A 19,801-nucleotide genomic window follows, 5' to 3' on the forward strand; every position below is an offset into this window, starting at 1 on the left:
GTTACACCGCCCTCATCAGCAGGGTCGCGGCGATCAGCACCGCAGTACCTCCGAACATGGAGACCGCGTACGTGCGGGCGTAGCCGTTCTGGAGCTTGCGCAGCCGGCCGGAGAGTCCGCCGACAGTGGCCGCGGTGCCGTTGACGACGCCGTCGACCAGGGAGTGGTCGACGTAGACGAGCGAGCGGGTGAGGTGCGTGCCGCCCGTGACGAAGACGGCGTGGTTGAGGTCGTCCTGGAGCAGGTCGCGGCGGGCGGCCCGGGTGAGGAGCGAGCCGCGCGGGGCGACCACCGGGACGGGCCTGCGCCCGTACTGGAGGTAGGCGAGGCCGACGCCGATGACCATGACGGCGACGGTGGCGGTGGTGACGGCGGCGGCGCTGATCGGCGGGTGGCCGTGGGCGTAGCCGGTGACCGGCTCCAGCCACTCGACGAACCCGGCGAACTCGAAGAACGCGCCTCCGGCGACCGAGCCGACGGCCAGCAGGATCATCGGGATCGTCATGGACCTGGGCGACTCGTGCGGGTGCGGCATGCTGCCCGCCGCGTGCTCGGCCGCCAGCTCGGCGCTCGGCACCTCGTCGGCGTCGGGCGCCGGCTGCCAGCGCTTCTCGCCGAAGAAGGTCATCAGCATCACGCGGGTCATGTAGTACGCGGTGATGGCCGCGCCCAGCAGGGTGACCGCGCCGAGGATCCAGCCCTCGGTACCGCCCTTCGCGAAGGCCGCCTCGATGATCTTGTCCTTGGAGAAGAAGCCGGACAGACCGGGGAAGCCGATGATCGCGAGGTAGCCGAGACCGAAGGTGACGAAGGTGACCGGCATGTACTTCCGCAGGCCGCCGTACTTCCGCATGTCGACCTCGTCGTTCATGCCGTGCATGACCGAACCGGCACCGAGGAACAGCCCGGCCTTGAAGAAGCCGTGCGTCACCAGGTGCATGATCGCGAAGACGTAGCCGATGGGGCCGAGGCCGGCCGCCAGGATCATGTAGCCGATCTGCGACATCGTCGAACCGGCGAGCGCCTTCTTGATGTCGTCCTTGGCGCAACCGACGATCGCACCGAAGAGGAGCGTGACCGCGCCGACGACGGTGACGACGAGCTGCGCGTCCGGCGCCGCGTTGAAGATGTCGGCGGAGCGGACGATCAGATAGACGCCGGCGGTCACCATCGTGGCCGCGTGGATGAGGGCCGAGACCGGGGTCGGGCCCTCCATCGCGTCCCCGAGCCAGGACTGCAGCGGCACCTGGGCCGACTTGCCGCAGGCCGCGAGGAGCAGCATCAGACCGATCGCGGTCGCCGTGCCCTCGGAGACCTGGTCGGTCGAGGCCAGGACCGGCCCGAACGCGAAGGTCCCGAAGGTGGTGAACATGATCATGATGGCGATCGACAGACCCATGTCGCCGACGCGGTTGACCAGGAAGGCCTTCTTCGCGGCGGTCGCCGCGCTGGGCTTGTGCTGCCAGAAGCCGATCAGGAGGTACGAGGCGAGGCCGACGCCCTCCCAGCCGAAGTACAGGAGCAGGTAGTTGTCGGCGAGGACCAGCAGGAGCATGGCCGCGACGAACAGGTTGAGGTAGCCGAAGAAGCGGCGGCGGCGCTCGTCGTGCTCCATGTAGCCGATGGAGTACACGTGGATGAGCGTGCCGACCCCGCTGATCAGCAGGACGAAGGTCATCGACAGCTGGTCGAGCTGGAAGGCGAAGTCCGCCTGGAAGCCCTCCACCGGGATCCAGGTGAACAGCCGCTGGTGCAGCGCCCGGTCCTCGGCGCCCTTGCCGAGCATGTCGGCGAAGAGCGCCAGGCCGATGACGAAGGAGACGGCCGCGAGCAGGGTGCCGAGCCAGTGCCCGGCCTTGTCGAGCCGCCGTCCGCCACAGAGCAGAACGAACGCTCCCAGCAGAGGCGCCCCGACGAGCAGCGCAATGAGATTTTCCACGGGTCAGCCCCTCACAGCTTCATCAGGCTGGCGTCGTCGACCGAGGCCGAGTGGCGGGCACGGAAGACGGACACGATGATCGCGAGCCCGACGACGACCTCCGCGGCGGCGACGACCATCGTGAAGAACGCGATGATCTGGCCGTCGAGGTTGCCGTGCATGCGGGAGAAGGTGACGAACGCGAGGTTGCAGGCGTTGAGCATCAGCTCGACGCACATGAAGACCACGATCGCGTTGCGCCGGATCAGCACCCCGGCCGCACCGATGGTGAACAGCAGGGCCGCGAGATACAGGTAGTTGACGGGGTTCACCGAGTGGCCTCCTCTTCGTCCCGGTCCCGGCCGAGCCGCTCCTCGGAGCGCTGCTCCAGGGCCTTGAGGTCGGCCAGCGCCTCGCTGGACACGTCCCGGATCTGGCCCCGCTTGCGCAGGGTCTGCATGACGGTGAGCTCCGACGGGGAGCCGTCGGGCAGCAGACCGGCGACGTCCACGGCGTTGTGCCGGGCGTAGACGCCGGGCGCGGGCAGCGGCGGCACGTGCGTGCCCTCGCGTACGCGCTGCTCGGACAGCTCGCGCTGGGTGCGGGCCCGCTCGGTGCGCTCGCGGTGGGTGAGCACCATCGCGCCGACGGCGGCGGTGATGAGGAGCGCGCCGGTGATCTCGAAGGCGAAGACGTACTTGGTGAAGATGAGGGCGGCGAGGCCCTCGACGTTCCCGCCGCGCGCGGAGTTGGCCGCGCCGAGGCCGTTGAACTCGGTGAGCGAGGCCTGGCCGATGCCGGCGACCAGCAGGACGCCGAAGCCGAGGCCGCAGGCCGCGGCCCACCAGCGCTGCCCCTTGATGGTCTCCTTCAGCGAGTCCGCGGCCGTGACGCCGACCAGCATGACGATGAAGAGGAAGAGCATCATGATCGCGCCGGTGTAGACGACGATCTGGACGATACCGAGGAAGTACGCGCCGTTGGCGAGGTAGAAGACCGCCAGGACGATCATCGTGCCGGCCAGCGACAGCGCGCTGTGCATGGCCTTCTTCATCAGGATCGTGGCGAGGGCGCCGACGAGGGCGACGGTGCCGAGGACCCAGAACTGGAAGGCCTCACCACCCGACGTCCCAGCGGAAAGAGTGGCTGCCGCCGCGAGGTTCGCGCTCATGCGTCCGCCCCCTCCGGCTCGCCCTTCTCGCCCTTGGAGACGGCCACCTGCGGGACGGTCCCGGGTGCGACCTCGGTGACGAGGCCCCGGTAGTAGTCCTGCTCGGTCATCCCCGGGAAGATCGCGTGCGGGGTGTCGACCATGGTGTCCTCAAGGCCCGCGAGGAGCTGCTCCTTGGTGTAGATCAGGTTCTCGCGGGAGGAGTCGGCCAGTTCGAACTCGTTGGTCATCGTCAGCGCGCGCGTGGGGCAGGCCTCGATGCACAGCCCGCACAGGATGCAGCGGGCGTAGTTGATCTGGTAGACGCGGCCGTACCGCTCGCCGGGCGAGTAGCGCTCCTCGTCGGTGTTGTCCGCGCCCTCGACGTAGATCGCGTCGGCGGGACAGGCCCAGGCGCACAGCTCGCAGCCGACGCACTTCTCCAGGCCGTCGGGGTGACGGTTGAGCTGGTGCCGGCCGTGGAAGCGGGGCGCCGTCGTCTTCGGCTGCTCCGGGTACTGCTCGGTCAGCCGCTTCTTGAACATGGCCTTGAAGGTCACGCCGAAGCCGGCCACCGGATTCTCGAAGTCAGACACCGTCCGTCTCCTTTCGCTCACTCGCAGTAGCAGTATCGGAGGCGCCACTGACAACGAGGTCCCCGTCTTGGCGCCGCCTGCGCCGTGGCACGGGCGGCAGGGACTGTCCGGGCTTGGGCGGTACGGGGAAGCCTCCGGCCATCGGGTCGAAGGTCCGCGCCGCCTCGGAGGGCTCCGCCCCGGCCTTCGCCTTCCTGTCGCGGAAGGTGTCGAAGAGGAAGGACAGCAGCAGCAGTCCGAGGACGGCACCGGCCACGTACAGCACGATGTTGGAGAACGCGATGTTCTCGTTCCGCAGGGCCCGGACGGTGGCGACGAGCATGAGCCAGACCACGGAGACCGGGATGAGGACCTTCCACCCGAGCTTCATCAGCTGGTCGTAGCGGACGCGGGGCAGGGTGCCGCGGAGCCAGATGAAGAAGAAGAGGAGCAGCTGCACCTTGAGGACGAACCAGAGCATCGGCCACCAGCCGTGGTTCGCGCCCTCCCAGAAGGTGGAGACCGGGTACGGGGCCCGCCAGCCGCCCAGGAAGAGCGTCACCGACACGGCCGAGACCGTCACCATGTTCACGTACTCGGCGAGCATGAACATCGCGAACTTGATGGACGAGTACTCGGTGTTGAAGCCGCCGACGAGGTCGCCCTCGGACTCCGGCATGTCGAAGGGGGCACGGTTCGTCTCGCCGACCATCGTGACGATGTAGATGATGAACGAGACCGGCAGCAGGATGACGAACCAGCGGTCCGCCTGCGCCTCGACGATCGCCGAGGTCGACATCGACCCGGAGTAGAGGAAGACGGAGGCGAAGGCCGCGCCCATGGCGATCTCGTACGAGATCATCTGGGCGCAGGACCGCAGGCCGCCGAGGAGCGGGTACGTGGAGCCGGAGGACCAGCCGGCGAGGACGATGCCGTAGATGCCGACGGAGGCGACCGCGAGGACGTACAGCATCGCGATCGGCAGGTCGGTGAGCTGCATCGCCGTGCGGTGGCCGAAGATCGACACCTCGTTGCCGGCGGGCCCGAAGGGGATCACGGCGATCGCCATGAACGCCGGGATGGCGGCGATGATCGGGGCGAGGACGTAGACGACCTTGTCGGCCTTCTTGACGATCACGTCCTCTTTCAGCATCAGCTTGATGCCGTCCGCGAGGGACTGGAGCATGCCCCAGGGGCCGTGCCGGTTGGGGCCGATGCGCAGCTGCATCCAGGCGACGACCTTGCGCTCCCACACGATGGAGAAGAGCACGGTCACCATCAGGAAGGCGAAGCAGAAGACGGCCTTGATCAGGACGAGCCACCAGGGGTCCGTGCCGAACATGGACAGGTCTTCGGCGGCGAGGAGGGTGTTCATACCTGGACCTCCGTCGTGGTGGCCGCGCCGATGCGGACCAGGTCGCCGGGGTGGGCTCCGGTGTCGGAGTAGACGCCGCCGCCGGTCGAGTTCAGCGGGAGCCAGACCACGCGGTCGGGCATCTCGGTGACCTGGAGCGGGAAGGCGACCGAGCCGGCGGGGCCGGTGACCTCCAGGGTGTCGCCGTCCTTGACGCCGGTGTCGGCGGCGGTGGCGGCCGAGAGCCGGGCGACCGCCGCGTGACGGGTGCCGGCCAGGGCGGTGTCGCCCTCCTGGAGGCGGCCGAGGTCGAGGAGGAGCCGGTGTCCGGCGAGGACGGCCTCGCCGTCGCCGGGCCGGGGCGCGGCCTGGCCGGGCTCGGCGGGCTCGGAGGCCCGCTCCTCGGTCCAGCGGCCGAGTCGGTCCAGCTCCCGTCGCGCGGACCGCAGGTCGGGCAGGGCCAGATGGGCGTCCATGGCGTCGGCGAGCATGTGGAGCACGCGCGCGTCGGTCGGGGCGAGCGGCCTGGTCATCTGCTCGGGCTTGAGCGCGGCCTCGAAGAGGCGTGCCCTGCCCTCCCAGTTGAGGAAGGTGCCGGACTTCTCGGCGACCGCGGCGACCGGGAGGACGACGTCGGCGCGGTCGGTGACCTCGCCGGGCCGCAGCTCCAGGGAGACCACGAAGGCCGCGTCGAGTGCTTCACGCGCGCGTGCCGGGTCGGGCAGGTCGGCGACCTCGACGCCGGCGACGAGCAGGGCGCCGAGTTCGCCGGTGGCCGCGGCCTCCACGATCTGGCCGGTGTCGCGGCCGTAGCGGTGCGGGAGTTCGCGGACGCCCCAGGCGGCGGCGACCTCCTCCCGCGCGCGCGGGTCCGTCGCGGGCCGGCCGCCGGGCAGCAGCGTCGGGATCGCGCCCGCCTCGACCGCTCCGCGCTCTCCGGCGCGGCGCGGGATCCAGACGAGCCGGGCGCCGGTGGCGGCCGACGCGCGCAGGGCGGCGGTGAGCGCGCCGGGCACGCCCGCGAGGCGCTCGCCGACGGCGATGACGGAGCCGTCCTGGCGGAGGGCCTCGGCGGCGGCGAGTCCGTCGCCTTCGAGGCTGACCCGGGAGGTGAGGGCGTCGAGCCACTCGGTCTCGGTGCCGGGGGCGGCGGGCAGCAGGGTGCCGCCCGACTTCTCCAGGCCGCGGGTGGCGTGGGAGGCGATGGCGTACGTCTTCTGCCCGTGCTTGCGCCAGGCCTTGCGGAGCCGCAGGAAGACGCCGGGGGCCTCCTCCTCGGACTCCAGGCCGACGAGGAGCACCGCCGGGGCGGCTTCGAGCGAGGTGTACGTGACGCCCTTGCCGTCCAGGTCGCGGCCGCGTCCGGCGATGGCGGAGGCGAGGAAGTCGGCCTCCTCGCCGGAGTGGACCCGGGCCCGGAAGTCGATGTCGTTGGTGTCGAGGGCGACCCGGGCGAACTTGGCGTACGCGTAGGAGTCCTCGACGGTCAGCCGGCCGCCGGCGAGGACGCCGGTGCGGCCGCGGACGAGACCGCGTGCGGCGGCCTCCAGGGCCTCGGGCCAGGAGGCGGCTTCGAGCTCACCGGTCTCCTGGTTCCGCACGAGCGGGGTGGTGAGCCGGTCGCGCTGCTGCGCGTACCGGAAGCCGAAGCGGCCCTTGTCGCAGATCCACTCCTCGTTGACCTCGGGGTCCTCGGCGGCGAGCCGCCGCATGACCTTGCCGCGCCGGTGGTCGGTGCGGGTGGCGCAGCCGCCGGCGCACTGCTCGCAGACGGACGGCGAGGAGACCAGGTCGAAGGGGCGGGAGCGGAAGCGGTAGGCGGCCGAGGTGAGGGCGCCGACCGGGCAGATCTGGATGGTGTTGCCGGAGAAGTACGACTCGAAGGGGTCGCCCTCGCCGGTGCCGACCTGCTGGAGCGCGCCGCGCTCGATCAGCTCGATCATCGGGTCGCCCGCGACCTGGTTGGAGAAGCGGGTGCAGCGGGCGCAGAGCACGCAGCGCTCGCGGTCGAGGAGCACCTGGGTGGAGATCGGGATCGGCTTCTCGTACGTCCGCTTGACGCCGTCGAAGCGGGACTCGGACTGCCCGTGGGACATGGCCTGGTTCTGCAGGGGGCACTCGCCGCCCTTGTCGCAGACCGGGCAGTCCAGCGGGTGGTTGACGAGCAGCAGCTCCATCACGCCGTGCTGGGCCTTCTCGGCGACCGGGCTGGTCAGCTGCGACTTCACCACCATGCCGTCGGTGCAGGTGATGGTGCAGGAGGCCATGGGCTTGCGCTGGCCCTCGACCTCGACGATGCACTGGCGGCAGGCGCCGGCGGGGTCGAGGAGCGGGTGGTCGCAGAAGCGCGGGATCTCGATGCCGAGCTGTTCGGCGGCGCGGATGACCAGCGTCCCCTTGGGGACGGAGATCTCGACGCCGTCGATGGTCAGCGTGACGAGGTCCTGGGGCGGGAGCGCCGCCTCGCCGCCCCCGGAGGGGGCAGACGTGGTGACTGTCATGCGTTCACCTCCGTGTTGTCTGCGCGCCGGTCGGCCCAGACGGTCGACCTGGCGGGGTCGAAGGGGCAGCCCTTGCCCGTGATGTGCTGCTCGTACTCCGCGCGGAAGTACTTGAGCGAGGAGAAGATCGGCGAGGCGGCGCCGTCGCCGAGGGCGCAGAACGACTTGCCGTTGATGTTGTCGGCGATGTCGTTGAGCTTGTCGAGGTCGGCCATGACGCCCTTGCCGGCCTCGATGTCGCGGAGCAACTGGACCAGCCAGTACGTGCCTTCGCGGCAGGGGGTGCACTTGCCGCAGGACTCGTGGGCGTAGAACTCGGTCCAGCGGGTGACGGCCCGGACGACACAGGTGGTCTCGTCGAAGCACTGGAGGGCCTTGGTGCCGAGCATGGATCCGGCGGCGCCGACGCCCTCGTAGTCGAGGGGCACGTCGAGGTGCTCCTCGGTGAACATGGGGGTGGAGGAGCCGCCGGGGGTCCAGAACTTGAGCCGGTGGCCCGCCCGCATGCCGCCGCTCATGTCGAGGAGCTGGCGCAGGGTGATGCCGAGGGGGGCCTCGTACTGGCCGGGCGAGGTGACGTGCCCGCTGAGCGAGTAGAGCGTGAAGCCCGGGGACTTCTCGCTGCCCATCGAGGTGAACCATTCCTTGCCGCGGTTGAGGATCGCGGGAACGGACGCGATGGACTCGACGTTGTTCACGACAGTGGGGCAGGCGTACAGGCCGGCGACCGCGGGGAAGGGCGGACGCAGCCGGGGCTGGCCGCGGCGCCCTTCGAGCGAGTCGAGGAGGGCGGTCTCCTCGCCGCAGATGTACGCGCCGGCGCCGGCGTGCACGGTGAGTTCGAGGTTCAGTCCGCTGCCGAGGATGTTCCGGCCGAGGTAGCCGGCGGCGTACGCCTCGCGGACCGCCTCGTGCAGACGGCGCAGGACGGGCACGACCTCGCCGCGCAGGTAGATGAACGCGTGCTCGGAGCGGATCGCGTAGCAGGCGATGATCATTCCCTCGATGAGGGAGTGCGGGTTGGCGAAGAGGAGCGGGATGTCCTTGCAGGTGCCGGGCTCGGACTCGTCGGCGTTGACGACGAGGTAGTGCGGCTTGCCGTCGCCCTGCGGGATGAACTGCCACTTCATGCCGGTGGGGAAGCCGGCGCCGCCGCGACCGCGGAGCCCGGATTCCTTGACGTACGCGATGAGGTCGTCGGGGCTCATCGCGAGGGCCCGCTTGAGGCCCTGGTATCCCTCGTGCCGCTCGTAGGTCTCCAGGGTCCAGGAGTCGGGCTGGTCCCAGAAGGCGGAGAGGACGGGGGCGAGAAGCTTCTCGGGGCTGTTGTTGTTGTCGATCTCGGCCGCCAAGGTCATCACTCCCCCTCCTGACGGGTTGACTCACCGCGCGGGTGAACGATTCGGTGGTGCGGGGCCTCGCCCTTCGCCAGGCGCAGGCCGACGAGGGAGGCCGGGCCGGCTCCGCCGGTGGCCTCGACGGCGCCGGGGCGCTCGTCGGGGAAGCCGGCGAGGATGCGGGCCGTCTCCTTGAAGGTGCAGAGCGGGGCGCCGCGGGTGGGTTCGACGGTCCGGCCGGCCCGCAGGTCGTCCACCATCTTCTTGGCGGACGCCGGGGTCTGGTTGTCGAAGAACTCCCAGTTGACCATCACGACGGGTGCGAAGTCGCAGGCCGCGTTGCACTCGATGTGCTCGAGCGTGATCTTGCCGTCGTCCGTCGTCTCGTCGTTGCCGACGCCGAGGTGCTGCTTCAGCTCCTCGAAGATGGCGTCGCCGCCCATGACCGCGCAGAGCGTGTTCGTACAGACGCCGACCTGGTAGTCGCCGGAGGGCTTGCGCCGGTACATCGTGTAGAAGGTGGCGACGGCGGTGACCTCGGCGGTGGTCAGGCCGAGGAGGTCGGCGCAGAACCGCATGCCGGTACGGGTCACGTGGCCCTCCTCCGACTGCACGAGGTGCAGCATCGGAAGGAGCGCGGAGCGGGAGTCCGGGTAGCGGGCGATGATCGCCTCCGCGTCCTCGGTCAGGCGCGCGTGGACCTCGGCGGGGTACGCGGGGGCGGGGAGCTGGGGCATCCCCAGGCTGACGTTCTCCGTCATCGGTCGACGCCTCCCATCACGGGGTCGATGGAGGCGACGGCGACGATGACGTCGGCGACCTGGCCGCCCTCGCACATCGCGGCCATGGCCTGGAGGTTGGTGAAGGACGGGTCACGGAAGTGGACCCGGAAGGGGCGGGTGCCGCCGTCGGAGACGACGTGCACGCCGAGCTCGCCCTTGGGCGACTCGACGGCCGCGTAGGCCTGCCCCGCGGGGACCCGGAAGCCCTCGGTGACCAGCTTGAAGTGGTGGATCAGGGCCTCCATGGAGGTGCCCATGATCTTCTTGATGTGGTCGAGGGAGTTACCGAGGCCGTCGGGGCCGAGCGCGAGCTGCGCGGGCCAGGCGATCTTCTTGTCGCCGACCATGACCGGTCCCGGCGCGAGCCGGTCGAGGCACTGCTCGACGATCCGCAGGGACTGCCGCATCTCCTCCAGGCGGACGAGGAAGCGTCCGTAGGAGTCGCAGGTGTCGGCGGTCGGGACGTCGAACTCGTAGTTCTCGTAGCCGCAGTACGGGTCGGTCTTGCGCAGGTCGTGCGGGAGGCCCGCGGAGCGCAGGATCGGACCGGTGGCGCCGAGGGCCATGCAGCCGGTGAGGTCGAGGTAGCCGACGTCCTGCATGCGGGCCTTGAAGATGGGGTTGCCGGTGGCGAGCTTGTCGTACTCCGGCAGGTTCTTCTTCATGGTCTTCACGAACTCGCGCACGGCGTCGGCGGCGCCGGGCGGCAGGTCCTGGGCGAGGCCGCCGGGGCGGATGAACGCGTGGTTCATGCGCAGGCCGGTGATCAGCTCGTACAGGTCCAGGATCATCTCGCGGTCCCGGAAGCCGTAGATCATGATCGTGGTGGCGCCGAGCTCCATGCCGCCGGTGGCGATGCACACCAGGTGGGAGGAGAGCCTGTTGAGCTCCATGAGCAGGACGCGGATGATGCTCGCCCGGTCCGGGATGTCCTCGGTGATGCCGAGGAGCTTCTCCACGCCGAGGCAGTACGCCGTCTCGTTGTAGAACGAGGTGAGGTAGTCCATGCGCGTGACGAAGGTGGTGCCCTGCGTCCAGGTCCGGTACTCGAGGTTCTTCTCGATGCCGGTGTGGAGGTAGCCGATGCCGCAGCGGGCCTCGGTGACGGTCTCGCCGTCGATCTCCAGGATGAGCCGGAGCACGCCGTGGGTGGACGGGTGCTGCGGGCCCATGTTGACGATGATGCGTTCGTCGTCGGCCTTGGCGGCGGACTGGACGACCTCTTCCCAGTCGCCGCCGGTCACCGTGTAGACGGCGCCTTCTGTGGTCTCCCGGGGGGAGGCGGACGGGGTGTTCACGAGTACGACCTCCGCTGGTCCGGAGCCGGGATCTGGGCGCCCTTGTACTCGACGGCGATGCCGCCGAGGGGGTAGTCCTTGCGCTGCGGGTGGCCCTGCCAGTCGTCCGGCATCATGATCCGGGTGAGGGCGGGGTGGCCGTCGAAGACGATGCCGAAGAAGTCGTACGTCTCGCGCTCGTGCCAGTCGTTCGTCGGGTAGACGGCGACGAGCGACGGGATGCGCGGGTCGGCGTCGGGCGCCGAGACCTCCAGGCGGATCAGCCTGCCGTGGGTGAGCGAGCGCAGGTGGTAGACGGCGTGCAGCTCGCGGCCCTTGTCGCCCGGGTAGTGGACACCGGAGACGCCGGTGCAGAGCTCGAAGCGGAGCGCCGGGTCGTCGCGCAGGGTCCTGGCGACCCGGACGAGGTGCTCGCGCTCGATGTGGAACGTGAGCTCGTCGCGGTCGACGACGGTCCTCTCGATGGCGTTGGCGGGGAGCAGTCCCTGCTCCTCCAGCGCGCCCTCGAGTTCGTCGGCGACCTCGTCGAACCAGCCGCCGTACGGGCGGTTGGCCGGGCCGGGGAGGCGGATCGAGCGGACGAGGCCGCTGTAGCCGGAGGTGTCGGCGCCGCTCTGGGCTCCGAACATGCCGCGCTGGACGCGGATCTCCTCGCCGTGCTCCCCGCGCTGGCCGGGCAGGTTCTGCTCGCTCAGCTCCTTCTCGGGGTTGGGTGTCTCGTCACTCACCGGAGCAGACCCTTCAATTCGATGGTCGGCAGCGCCTTGAGCGCCGCCTCCTCCGCCTCGCGCGCCGCCTCCTCGGCGTTCACGCCGAGCTTGGAGGTCTGGATCTTCTGGTGGAGCTTGAGGATCGCGTCGAGGAGCATCTCCGGCCGCGGCGGGCAGCCGGGCAGGTAGATGTCGACGGGCACGATGTGGTCGACGCCCTGCACGATCGCGTAGTTGTTGAACATGCCGCCCGAGGAGGCGCAGACGCCCATGGAGATGACCCACTTGGGGTTCGGCATCTGGTCGTAGACCTGCCGCAGCACGGGCGCCATCTTCTGGCTGACGCGGCCGGCGACGATCATGAGGTCGGCCTGGCGCGGTGAGCCGCGGAAGACCTCCATGCCGAAGCGGGCCAGGTCGTACCGGCCGGCGCCGGTGGTCATCATCTCGATGGCGCAGCAGGCGAGGCCGAACGTCGCGGGGAACACGGACGCCTTGCGCACCCAGCCCGCGGCCTGTTCGACCGTCGTCAGCAGAAAGCCGCTCGGGAGTTTCTCTTCGAGTCCCATAGGTGCCCCTCAGCCCCTCAGTCCCATTCCAGGCCGCCGCGACGCCACACGTAGGCGTAGGCGACGAAGACGGTGAGCACGAAGAGCAGCATCTCCACGAGCCCGAAAAGCCCCAGGGCGTCGAAGGTGACGGCCCAGGGGTAGAGGAAGACGATCTCGATGTCGAAGACGATGAAGAGCATCGCCGTCAGGTAGTACTTGATCGGGAAGCGGCCGCCTCCGGCGGGCGTGGGTGTCGGCTCGATGCCGCACTCGTACGCCTCAAGTTTTGCCCTGTTGTACCGCTTTGGCCCGATAAGCGTGGCCATGACCACGGAGAAGATCGCAAACCCCGCACCCAGGGCACCGAGCACGAGGACGGGCGCGTACGCATTCACGCTCCTCGCTCCTTCCAGTCGTCCTTGACCGTTGGATCGCACGACCGGACCGTGAAAGATCGCCCCCATGTGAGGCAGTTCACAAGCCCGGCTGCCCCGCATCCTATGCCCGCCCCTCTGTGATCTGCGACACGGGGTACAGCAAGGAGTTTGTGATCTCCACCACCTGACGAAGGATCATGAAGCCGGATGAGCAGTGATCTTGTTGCGCGAAGCGCCCAGGTGATCACCAGATGTGACATCCGTACCGGAAGTCGCTGCTCGGAGGGGGTGTCGCTCTATCAAGCCATGGTCTATACAGGCAAATTGGCGATGGACGGGCGGCGGTGATAAAGGAAGGCCGCATCGCCCGGTCGGGGGGTCTCGCGTACGGAGGTGGACGCGTGCGCGCTTTCACGAGCCCACGTGTGACCTGCGTCACGCGCCATGGACGCCCGGGAAAGCGGGGCTTGGCCACTGAGGTGAAGAGGTGGTAAGCGACGGGCAATTCGGACGTTTTATTGAAAACACATGATCAAGGGCGCGATGAGCCATGCCCGATTTGCCCGTTACGGCGTCAATAAGGGTGCCGGGGAAGCGGATTCGGCGGCTCCCTGGGCAACTGTGGCGCAGACCACGTTTCTTGAAGGGAACCACCAAGCCCTGATAGCGGTTGTTCCCATGTCCCACACCGCTCACATACCCAGCCACCGGAAGCCCCGCCGCAGCGCCTCGAAGCTCGCGCTCCGAGCCGGAGTTGCCGGTGGCGTCCTCGGCACCATCGCGGTGGCCGGTGCTGCCGGGCCGGCGTCTGCCGAGCCGGTGACCGAGACCATCGAAATGCCCACGCTCGGGTCCCTCGACACCGCGGGCCTGGCGAGCGCTGTCGCCGCCTCGGCCGAGGCGTCCCAGCAGGAGGCCCTCGACCAGAACCTGGAGACCCAGGAGAACGCGGCCCTGCAGAAGGCGGCCAAGGAGGCCAAGAAGGCCAAGGCCGAGGCGGACCGCAAGGCCGAGGCCGAGCGCGCCGAGAAGGCCCGCGCCGAGGCCGAGGCCAAGGCGAAGGCCGAGCAGGAGCGCAAGGACGCCGAGGAGCGCGCCTCCCGCGACCGTGCGCGCACCCAGCTCTCCACCACCTCCGCGAGCGACAGCTCTTCGGGCTCCAGCTCCTCGGACGGCGGCTCCACCGGCTCCTCCACGAGCACCGGAAGCAGCAGCGAGACGCAGGCCCCCTCCGGCTCCGCCGCCGCGATCGTGGCCTTCGCGCGCGCCCAGGTCGGCGACGCGTACGTCAGGGGCGGCACCGGCCCCAACTCCTGGGACTGCTCCGGCCTCGTCCAGGCCGCCTACCGCGCGGCCGGCATCGACCTGCCCCGCATCTCCGGCGACCAGTCGAGCCGCGGCACGTCCGTCTCGCTGAGCAACCTCCAGCCGGGCGACGTCCTGTACTGGGGCAGCCGCAGTGGCTCGTACCACGTCGCGATCTACGTCGGTGGCGGCATGTACGTCGGCGCGCAGAACCCGTCCACGGGCGTCGTCGAGCGCTCCCTCGACTGGGACACCCCGTCGGGCGCCGTCCGGATCCTCTGATCCCTCGCCGCACGCGGCACGCATGACGCGGCACGCAGCACGCAGCACGCTTGACGCAGCACGCTTGACGCAGCACGCATGACGAAGGGCCGTCACTCCTCGGGGGAGAGACGGCCCTTCGGGCTACTCCGGCAGCGGTCGCGGCTCACGGCCGCTGAGGTCGGCGTCCGGCTGGACCTCGTGGAACTCCAGTCCCAGACAGATGCTGCCGGCCCACTCCTCGGGCGTCTGATGCCCGATGTAGTCGAGGGCTCCGGCGTCCGACTCGTCGGTGAGGTCCCAGCCGGAGAAATAGCCCACGACCCGGGCCGCCGCCTCCTCTTCGCCGATCCCGAAGCGGGAGGCCATCGCCGCGACGATCTCCCGAACCAGATCGAGCCCGGTCTCGGAGACGGGGACCGGCACGCCGGTCAGCACGGTGCCGAAGCGGTGACCGCGGGCCCGCAGCTCGTCCGTGACCCGGTCGGCGAAGGCCTGCGCGTACGCCTCGTCGCGCGCCGCCATGGCCGCGGTGTCGGGCGCCCGGCCCGCCTCCCGCGCGGCGGCCAGGTCCGCGAGGTCGCGGGCCCGCAGCGTGGGTTCCTCCGCCCCGCCCGCCAGCCGGTCGGCGAGTGCGCGGGCGGTCTCGAACAGCGAGGCGTCCCCGGGGGCGGCCACGAAGTCGTACACGCTCCTGGCCAGTTCCAGGATCCTCTCGACGGTCTCCTCCCGGGGAGCGGAGCCACCGGTGATGTCGTCGAGCGCGTCGGCGAGGTCCTGCCGGGCGAAACCGACCTGGTAGGGCTCGACCTCGTCCTCGCCCTCCCCGTATCCGAACCGGAGCATGGCGCCGGCCATGCCGTGGGCCCGGGACATTCCGTCACGTACCGTCCCGTACCAGGGTGAGGGGGCCGGCGGTTCGAGCAGGGCGCAGTACCGGCGCAGCATCAGCAGCGCGGCGGCCACCAGGTCGGCCTGGGCGCCCTCGGGGAGCACACGGGGCTCCAGTGGCCCCGGCGCGTCCCAGGGGTCGACGGCGTCCATGTCGTTCTCGGCGTCCGGCATCGCTTCTCCTTCGCTCCCGCCGCGAACGTACGACACCGATCGACGTCGACCGCCGCACGGAGCTGCTGCTGCCCGCAGGGTCCCCGAACCCCGCGGACCTCAGCCAGATCGTCTCCGTCGGAGACATCGACGGCGACCGCAAGCCGGACATGCTCGGCACCGTCGGCGACGCCATCTGGGCCTTCCTCGGCTACACCGGCGGCAGCGTCTCCCAGTCGGTACGTCTGTCCAGCAGCCCCTGGCTGGAGCGCGACATCGTCTCCGTGGGCGACCCTCGTACGCTCAGGCCTTCGGCGCGACCTTCGAGAGGCCGTTGATGATGCGGTCCATCGCGTCGCCGCCCGTCGGGTCCGTGAGGTTCGCCAGCATCTTGAGGGTGAACTTCATCAGGAGCGGGTGGGTCAGGCCGCGCTGGGTCGCGATCTTCATGACCTTCGGGTTGCCGATGAGCTTCACGAAGGCGCGGCCGAGCGTGTAGTAGCCGCCGTAGGTGTCCTTGAGGACCTGCGGGTAGTTCCGCAGGGCCAGTTCGCGCTGGGCGGGGGTCGTCCGGGCGTGGGCCTGGACGATGACGTCGGCCGCGATCTGGCCGGACTCCATGGCGTACGCGATGCCCTCGCCGTTGAACGGATTGACCATCCCGCCCGCGTCGCCGACGAGCAGCAGGCCCTTCGTGTAGTGCGGCTGGCGGTTGAAGGCCATCGGGAGGGCGGCGCCGCGGATCGGCGTCGTCATGTTCTCCGGGGTGTAGCCCCAGTCCTCCGGCATCGAGGCGCACCAGGCCTTGAGGACCTCGCGCCAGTCCAGCTCGCGGAAGGCGGAGGAGGAGTTGAGGATGCCGAGGCCGACGTTGGACGTGCCGTCGCCCATGCCGAAGATCCAGCCGTAGCCGGGGAGCAGCCGGTCCTGCGGGCCGCGCCGGTCCCACAGCTCGAGCCAGGACTCCAGGTAGTCGTCGTCGTGGCGGGGCGAGGTGAAGTACGTGCGGACGGCGACGCCCATCGGCCGGTCCTCGCGGCGGTGCAGGCCCATGGCGAGGGAGAGCCGGGTGGAGTTGCCGTCGGCGGCGACGACGAGCGGGGCGTGGAAGGTGACCTCGCGCTTCTCGTCGCCGAGCTTGGCGTGGACGCCGGTGATGCGGCCGGTGCGGTCGTCGACGATCGGGGCGCCGACGTTGCAGCGCTCGTACAGCCGGGCGCCGGCCTTCTGCGCCTGGCGGGCGAGCTGCTCGTCGAAGTCGTCGCGCTTGCGGACGAGTCCGTAGTCCGGGTACGAGGCGAGTTCCGGCCAGTCGAGCTCCAGGCGGACGCCGCCGCCGATGATCCGCAGGCCCTTGTTCCGCAGCCAGCCGGCCTCTTCGGAGATGTCGATGCCCATGGAGACGAGCTGCTTGGTGGCGCGGGGGGTGAGGCCGTCGCCGCAGACCTTCTCGCGGGGGAACGCGGTCTTCTCCAGGAGCAGGACGTCGAGTCCGGCCTTGGCCAGGTAGTACGCGGTGGTGGAGCCGGCCGGGCCCGCCCCGACGACGATCACATCTGCGGTGTGCTCGGAGAGGGGCTGCTCGGTCACGGCGGAGTCTCCCGGAAGTTCGACGATGAGGGCGTTGGCGACGTATCGCAGTCTATGGGGGGCGGTCGCGCCGGGAGCGGAGGGTCACCCCACCGCTTCCCCCCAGGGTGAACATCTGTTCCCCTTTGCCGAACGTGATGGCACGATGATCATCCGTGACCGACTTCCGTACCGACATACGACGGGGCTGGCTGATCACCGCCGTCCTCGCAGTCCTCTGCTCGGCGTTCCTCGTGCTGCCCGCGAGCGCCGACCCCCTCCCCTTCGACGACTGCCCGCAGGAACAGTTCTGCCTCTACACCGGCTCCGCGGGCTCCGGCACCCGCACGACCATCGCCGCGGACGGCAAGGACGAGAACCACACCGGCACCCCCCTCTCCGCGAAGAACAACACCCCGCTGTGGGCCTGCCTCTACAACGGCGCCCAGTACGGCGGCTCGCTCCACACCGTCCGGCCGAACAGCTCGGGCGAGCTCGTGACCGACGGCGTCCCCTGGGTCGTCGCCTCGTACAAGCTCGTGCCCACCAGCGCCCTCTGCTTCACCGGTTACGAGCGCTGCCCCGACAACCGGGTCTGCACCTTCACGGAGCCCAACGGCCGGGGCGCGACGACCGTCCACCGCCCGGCGACCGACCCCGCCACCCAGAACTACGGCAACAGCTACGGCACCGGGCCCGCGCCCAGGTCCGCCTGGAACCGGACCACGAAGCACGTCTGCTTCTACCCCGAACCGACGTACACCGGCACCTGGGCCGACCCGGCGGACTCGACGGGCGTGAAGAAGTTCGGCGCGTACGTCGTCCTCCGCGGCGACAGCACCACCATCCCGGCGCCGTTCTCCGGCACCTTCCGCTCGCACGAGCTCGTCAACGGAACGGTTGAATGCCAGTGACCAGGCCGCGCCTCACCACGAACCGCCGCCCCTGGGTGGCCGTCGCCGCCGCGCTCGGCGCGGTCCTCGCCCTCACCTCGCCCGCCTCCGGCACCGGCGACGTCCCTTACGAACCGCTCCCGGCTCCGCTCGCCGAGTGGGCCAAGGCACCCGCCGTCACGGTCGCGCCCGGCGTCACCCGCACCACCTGGACCGAGCCGATGAAGCAGGTCGAAGGAGGGGGCCTCCGCACCGCCTCCAACCGCACCAAGGCCCGCATCCTCCAGGTCGTCGAGATCGACCCCACCGCAGGGGCGCTCACCCTGGAGAGCGCGATCGGTACGAACGACTCCACCGCCGAGACGCTCACCGAGCAGCTCGACAAGGTCACCTCCGTCACGACCCGCCACCCGTGGGCGGGCGTCAACGGCGGCCTGTTCCAGCGGGAACCCGCCGGAGTCGGCGCCGAGAAGACCGTCGCGCACTCCGGCGTCTCGGTCACCGACGGCACCGTGCACAGCTCCAGCTGCTGGACCCTCGGCAAGGGCAGCTCCGGCGCGGTCATCCAGTACGGCGTCCCGTACGTCACCAAGCTCCTCACCGAGCTGAAGCTGATCGCGTCCAACGGCGAGGGCATACCGATCGACGACTTCAACCGGACGCCCGGCCGCGCCCCGCACTGCGCGCGCGACGGGGACGACAAGGTGGTGACCACGAGCCCGCCCGTCTACACCGACCCGGACGAGATCGTCGTGTTCACCGACGACTACGGCATCCCCGTCCCCCGGCCCGGCACCGACCCGACCGTCGCCGCCACCACCGACCCGGGCTTCGAGGTCGTCGTGGACGCGCACGGCGTCGTCACCGACGCCCACGAGGGCCGCGGCGGCATCCTCGTCCCCGAGGGCGGCCGTGTCATCCAGGGCGTCGGCAGCGGGGCCCAGTGGCTCCGCGACCGGCTCGTCCGCGACGACACGGTGACCATCGAGCAGAAGCTCTACGACCAGACCATGCACCGGTACATCCCGCTGGACGCCTCGGTGGACGTCGTCAGCTCCTTCCACCCGCTGCTCCGCAACGACGGCGTCCCCCTCGAACTGCCCAACTCGTGCAGCGGTACGGAGCTGGGCGCGGACGGCGCCAAGCTGATCTGCACCGACTCCCGCACGGCGCTCGGCACCAACGTCCACGGCCGTCCGGTCCTCGTCACCCTCACCGGGCAGGACAACGAGGACGGTGACTACCTGGAGAGCTTCGCCGGCCTCCTGGACTCCCCCGAGCTCGGGATCACCGACGCCCTCAACCTCGACGGCGGCGGCTCCACGACCCTGCAGACGGGCCGCTACGACGTGCACACCCCGCCGACGGACCTCAAGGACGGGCAGCTCGTCCACCGGGACGTGGCGGACACGGTGTACACCGGCGTCGGCGGCTACGGCCTGTACGTGAAGCCGTAGGCGACACCTGACCTGAACGTCAGGCCTTGAACCCCCGGTGGAGCGCGACGATCCCCCCGGTCAGGTTCCGCCAGGCCACCTTCGACCAGCCGGCCTTCTGGAGCAAGCCCGCCAGGGTCGGCTGGTCCGGCCAGGACTGGATGGACTCGGCCAGGTACACGTACGCGTCGGGGTTGGACGAGACCGCGCGCGCCACCGGCGGCAGGGCGCGCATCAGGTACTCCTCGTACACCGTGCGGAACGGCGCCCAGGTGGGGTGCGAGAACTCGGAGATGACGACCCGGCCGCCGGGCTTCGTCACCCGGTACAGCTCGCGCAGCGCCTGCTCGGTGTCCTGGATGTTCCGCAGCCCGAAGGAGATGGTGACGGCGTCGAAGACGTCGTCACGGAAGGGCAGCTTCGTGCCGTCGCCCGCCGTGAACGGCATCCACGGGTGGCGCTTCTTGCCGACCTGGAGCATCCCGATCGAGAAGTCGCAGGGCACGACGTACGCGCCCGCGCGGGCGAAGGGCTGCGAGGACGTGGCCGTACCCGCGGCGAGGTCGAGGATCCTCTGCGCGGGGCGGGCGTCGACGGCCTTCGCGACCTCCTTGCGCCAGCGCCGGTCCTGGCCGAGAGAGAGCACGTCGTTGGTGAGGTCGTAGTTCGCCGCCACGTCGTCGAACATCGAGGCGACTTCGTGCGGCTGCTTGTCCAGGGAAGCTCGGGTCACCAGCCCA

18 protein-coding genes are annotated in these 19,801 nt (G+C 70.1%); 3 read left to right on the forward strand and 15 right to left on the reverse strand.

Features of this window, described 5'->3' with window-relative positions; all coding sequences use genetic code 11:
• Position 1: 1 nt before the first annotated feature.
• The 12 genes from nuoL to ACWFR1_RS02890 are packed head-to-tail and all read right to left on the reverse strand — an operon-like array spanning position 2 to position 12,571.
• The gene (gene nuoL / locus ACWFR1_RS02835) at positions 2-1,939 is read right to left on the reverse strand and encodes an NADH-quinone oxidoreductase subunit L (RefSeq protein WP_453545695.1); all 1,938 of its coding nucleotides are present in this window, start codon (positions 1,937-1,939) and stop codon (positions 2-4) included.
• An 11-nt stretch (positions 1,940-1,950) separates the two neighbouring features.
• On the reverse strand, positions 1,951-2,250 hold the full coding sequence (gene nuoK / locus ACWFR1_RS02840; RefSeq protein ID WP_017239464.1) for an NADH-quinone oxidoreductase subunit NuoK: 300 nt from the start codon (positions 2,248-2,250) through the stop codon (positions 1,951-1,953).
• Complete coding sequence (locus ACWFR1_RS02845; protein WP_453545697.1) at positions 2,247-3,089, reverse strand: NADH-quinone oxidoreductase subunit J; 843 nt, start codon at positions 3,087-3,089, stop codon at positions 2,247-2,249. Before ACWFR1_RS02845 ends, nuoK begins: the two co-directional genes overlap by 4 nt.
• Positions 3,086-3,664, reverse strand: a complete 579-nt coding sequence (gene nuoI / locus ACWFR1_RS02850) for an NADH-quinone oxidoreductase subunit NuoI (protein WP_453545699.1) — start codon at positions 3,662-3,664, stop codon at positions 3,086-3,088. The genes ACWFR1_RS02845 and nuoI overlap by 4 nt, the downstream gene beginning before the upstream one ends.
• Positions 3,657-5,018, reverse strand: coding sequence for an NADH-quinone oxidoreductase subunit NuoH (nuoH, locus tag ACWFR1_RS02855; RefSeq protein ID WP_453545701.1), 1,362 nt, complete (start codon positions 5,016-5,018; stop codon positions 3,657-3,659). The genes nuoI and nuoH overlap by 8 nt, the downstream gene beginning before the upstream one ends.
• Entirely contained in the window at positions 5,015-7,498 is a 2,484-nt protein-coding gene (locus ACWFR1_RS02860) for an NADH-quinone oxidoreductase subunit G (RefSeq protein ID WP_453545703.1), read from the reverse strand. The genes nuoH and ACWFR1_RS02860 overlap by 4 nt, the downstream gene beginning before the upstream one ends.
• Positions 7,495-8,856, reverse strand: coding sequence for an NADH-quinone oxidoreductase subunit NuoF (gene nuoF / locus ACWFR1_RS02865; protein WP_453545706.1), 1,362 nt, complete (start codon positions 8,854-8,856; stop codon positions 7,495-7,497). The genes ACWFR1_RS02860 and nuoF overlap by 4 nt, the downstream gene beginning before the upstream one ends.
• Positions 8,856-9,596 carry an NADH-quinone oxidoreductase subunit NuoE gene (nuoE, locus tag ACWFR1_RS02870; RefSeq protein WP_453545708.1) on the reverse strand — a complete coding sequence of 247 codons (741 nt, stop codon included), beginning with the start codon at positions 9,594-9,596 and terminating at the stop codon, positions 8,856-8,858. Before nuoE ends, nuoF begins: the two co-directional genes overlap by 1 nt.
• Positions 9,593-10,915, reverse strand: coding sequence for an NADH-quinone oxidoreductase subunit D (locus ACWFR1_RS02875; RefSeq protein ID WP_453545710.1), 1,323 nt, complete (start codon positions 10,913-10,915; stop codon positions 9,593-9,595). Before ACWFR1_RS02875 ends, nuoE begins: the two co-directional genes overlap by 4 nt.
• Positions 10,912-11,643, reverse strand: coding sequence for an NADH-quinone oxidoreductase subunit C (locus ACWFR1_RS02880; RefSeq protein WP_453545712.1), 732 nt, complete (start codon positions 11,641-11,643; stop codon positions 10,912-10,914). The genes ACWFR1_RS02875 and ACWFR1_RS02880 overlap by 4 nt, the downstream gene beginning before the upstream one ends.
• Positions 11,640-12,194: a NuoB/complex I 20 kDa subunit family protein gene (locus ACWFR1_RS02885; protein ID WP_024756031.1), complete on the reverse strand. Its 555-nt coding sequence runs from the start codon at positions 12,192-12,194 to the stop codon at positions 11,640-11,642. Before ACWFR1_RS02885 ends, ACWFR1_RS02880 begins: the two co-directional genes overlap by 4 nt.
• 17 nt (positions 12,195-12,211) lie before the next feature.
• On the reverse strand, positions 12,212-12,571 hold the full coding sequence (locus ACWFR1_RS02890) for an NADH-quinone oxidoreductase subunit A (RefSeq protein WP_019888619.1): 360 nt from the start codon (positions 12,569-12,571) through the stop codon (positions 12,212-12,214).
• Positions 12,572-13,231: 660 nt separating this feature from the next.
• Between ACWFR1_RS02890 and ACWFR1_RS02895 the strand changes: the two genes are divergently transcribed.
• The gene (locus ACWFR1_RS02895) at positions 13,232-14,140 is read left to right on the forward strand and encodes a C40 family peptidase (RefSeq protein WP_453545714.1); all 909 of its coding nucleotides are present in this window, start codon (positions 13,232-13,234) and stop codon (positions 14,138-14,140) included.
• Positions 14,141-14,263: 123 nt separating this feature from the next.
• Here ACWFR1_RS02895 and ACWFR1_RS02900 read toward each other — a convergent pair whose 3' ends face one another.
• Together ACWFR1_RS02900 and ACWFR1_RS02905 are read right to left on the reverse strand one after the other, a co-directional pair.
• Positions 14,264-15,184, reverse strand: a complete 921-nt coding sequence (locus tag ACWFR1_RS02900; protein ID WP_453545716.1) for a hypothetical protein — start codon at positions 15,182-15,184, stop codon at positions 14,264-14,266.
• A gap of 282 nt (positions 15,185-15,466) precedes the next feature.
• Positions 15,467-16,753, reverse strand: coding sequence for a geranylgeranyl reductase family protein (locus ACWFR1_RS02905; protein ID WP_359671378.1), 1,287 nt, complete (start codon positions 16,751-16,753; stop codon positions 15,467-15,469).
• 155 nt (positions 16,754-16,908) lie between these two features.
• On the opposite strand from ACWFR1_RS02905, the gene ACWFR1_RS02910 reads away from it, so the two are divergent.
• Both ACWFR1_RS02910 and ACWFR1_RS02915 read left to right on the forward strand, forming a co-directional pair.
• Positions 16,909-17,646, forward strand: a complete 738-nt coding sequence (locus ACWFR1_RS02910) for a peptidase inhibitor family I36 protein (protein ID WP_453545718.1) — start codon at positions 16,909-16,911, stop codon at positions 17,644-17,646.
• On the forward strand, positions 17,637-19,082 hold the full coding sequence (locus ACWFR1_RS02915; protein WP_453545721.1) for a phosphodiester glycosidase family protein: 1,446 nt from the start codon (positions 17,637-17,639) through the stop codon (positions 19,080-19,082). The genes ACWFR1_RS02910 and ACWFR1_RS02915 overlap by 10 nt, the downstream gene beginning before the upstream one ends.
• Before the next feature lie 19 nt (positions 19,083-19,101).
• Here ACWFR1_RS02915 and ACWFR1_RS02920 read toward each other — a convergent pair whose 3' ends face one another.
• A complete protein-coding gene (locus ACWFR1_RS02920) occupies positions 19,102-19,794 on the reverse strand; it encodes a demethylmenaquinone methyltransferase (RefSeq protein WP_453545723.1) in 693 nt (230 codons plus the stop codon).
• Positions 19,795-19,801 lie beyond the last annotated feature (7 nt).

The organism is Streptomyces sp. NPDC055103 (genome assembly GCF_053607625.1).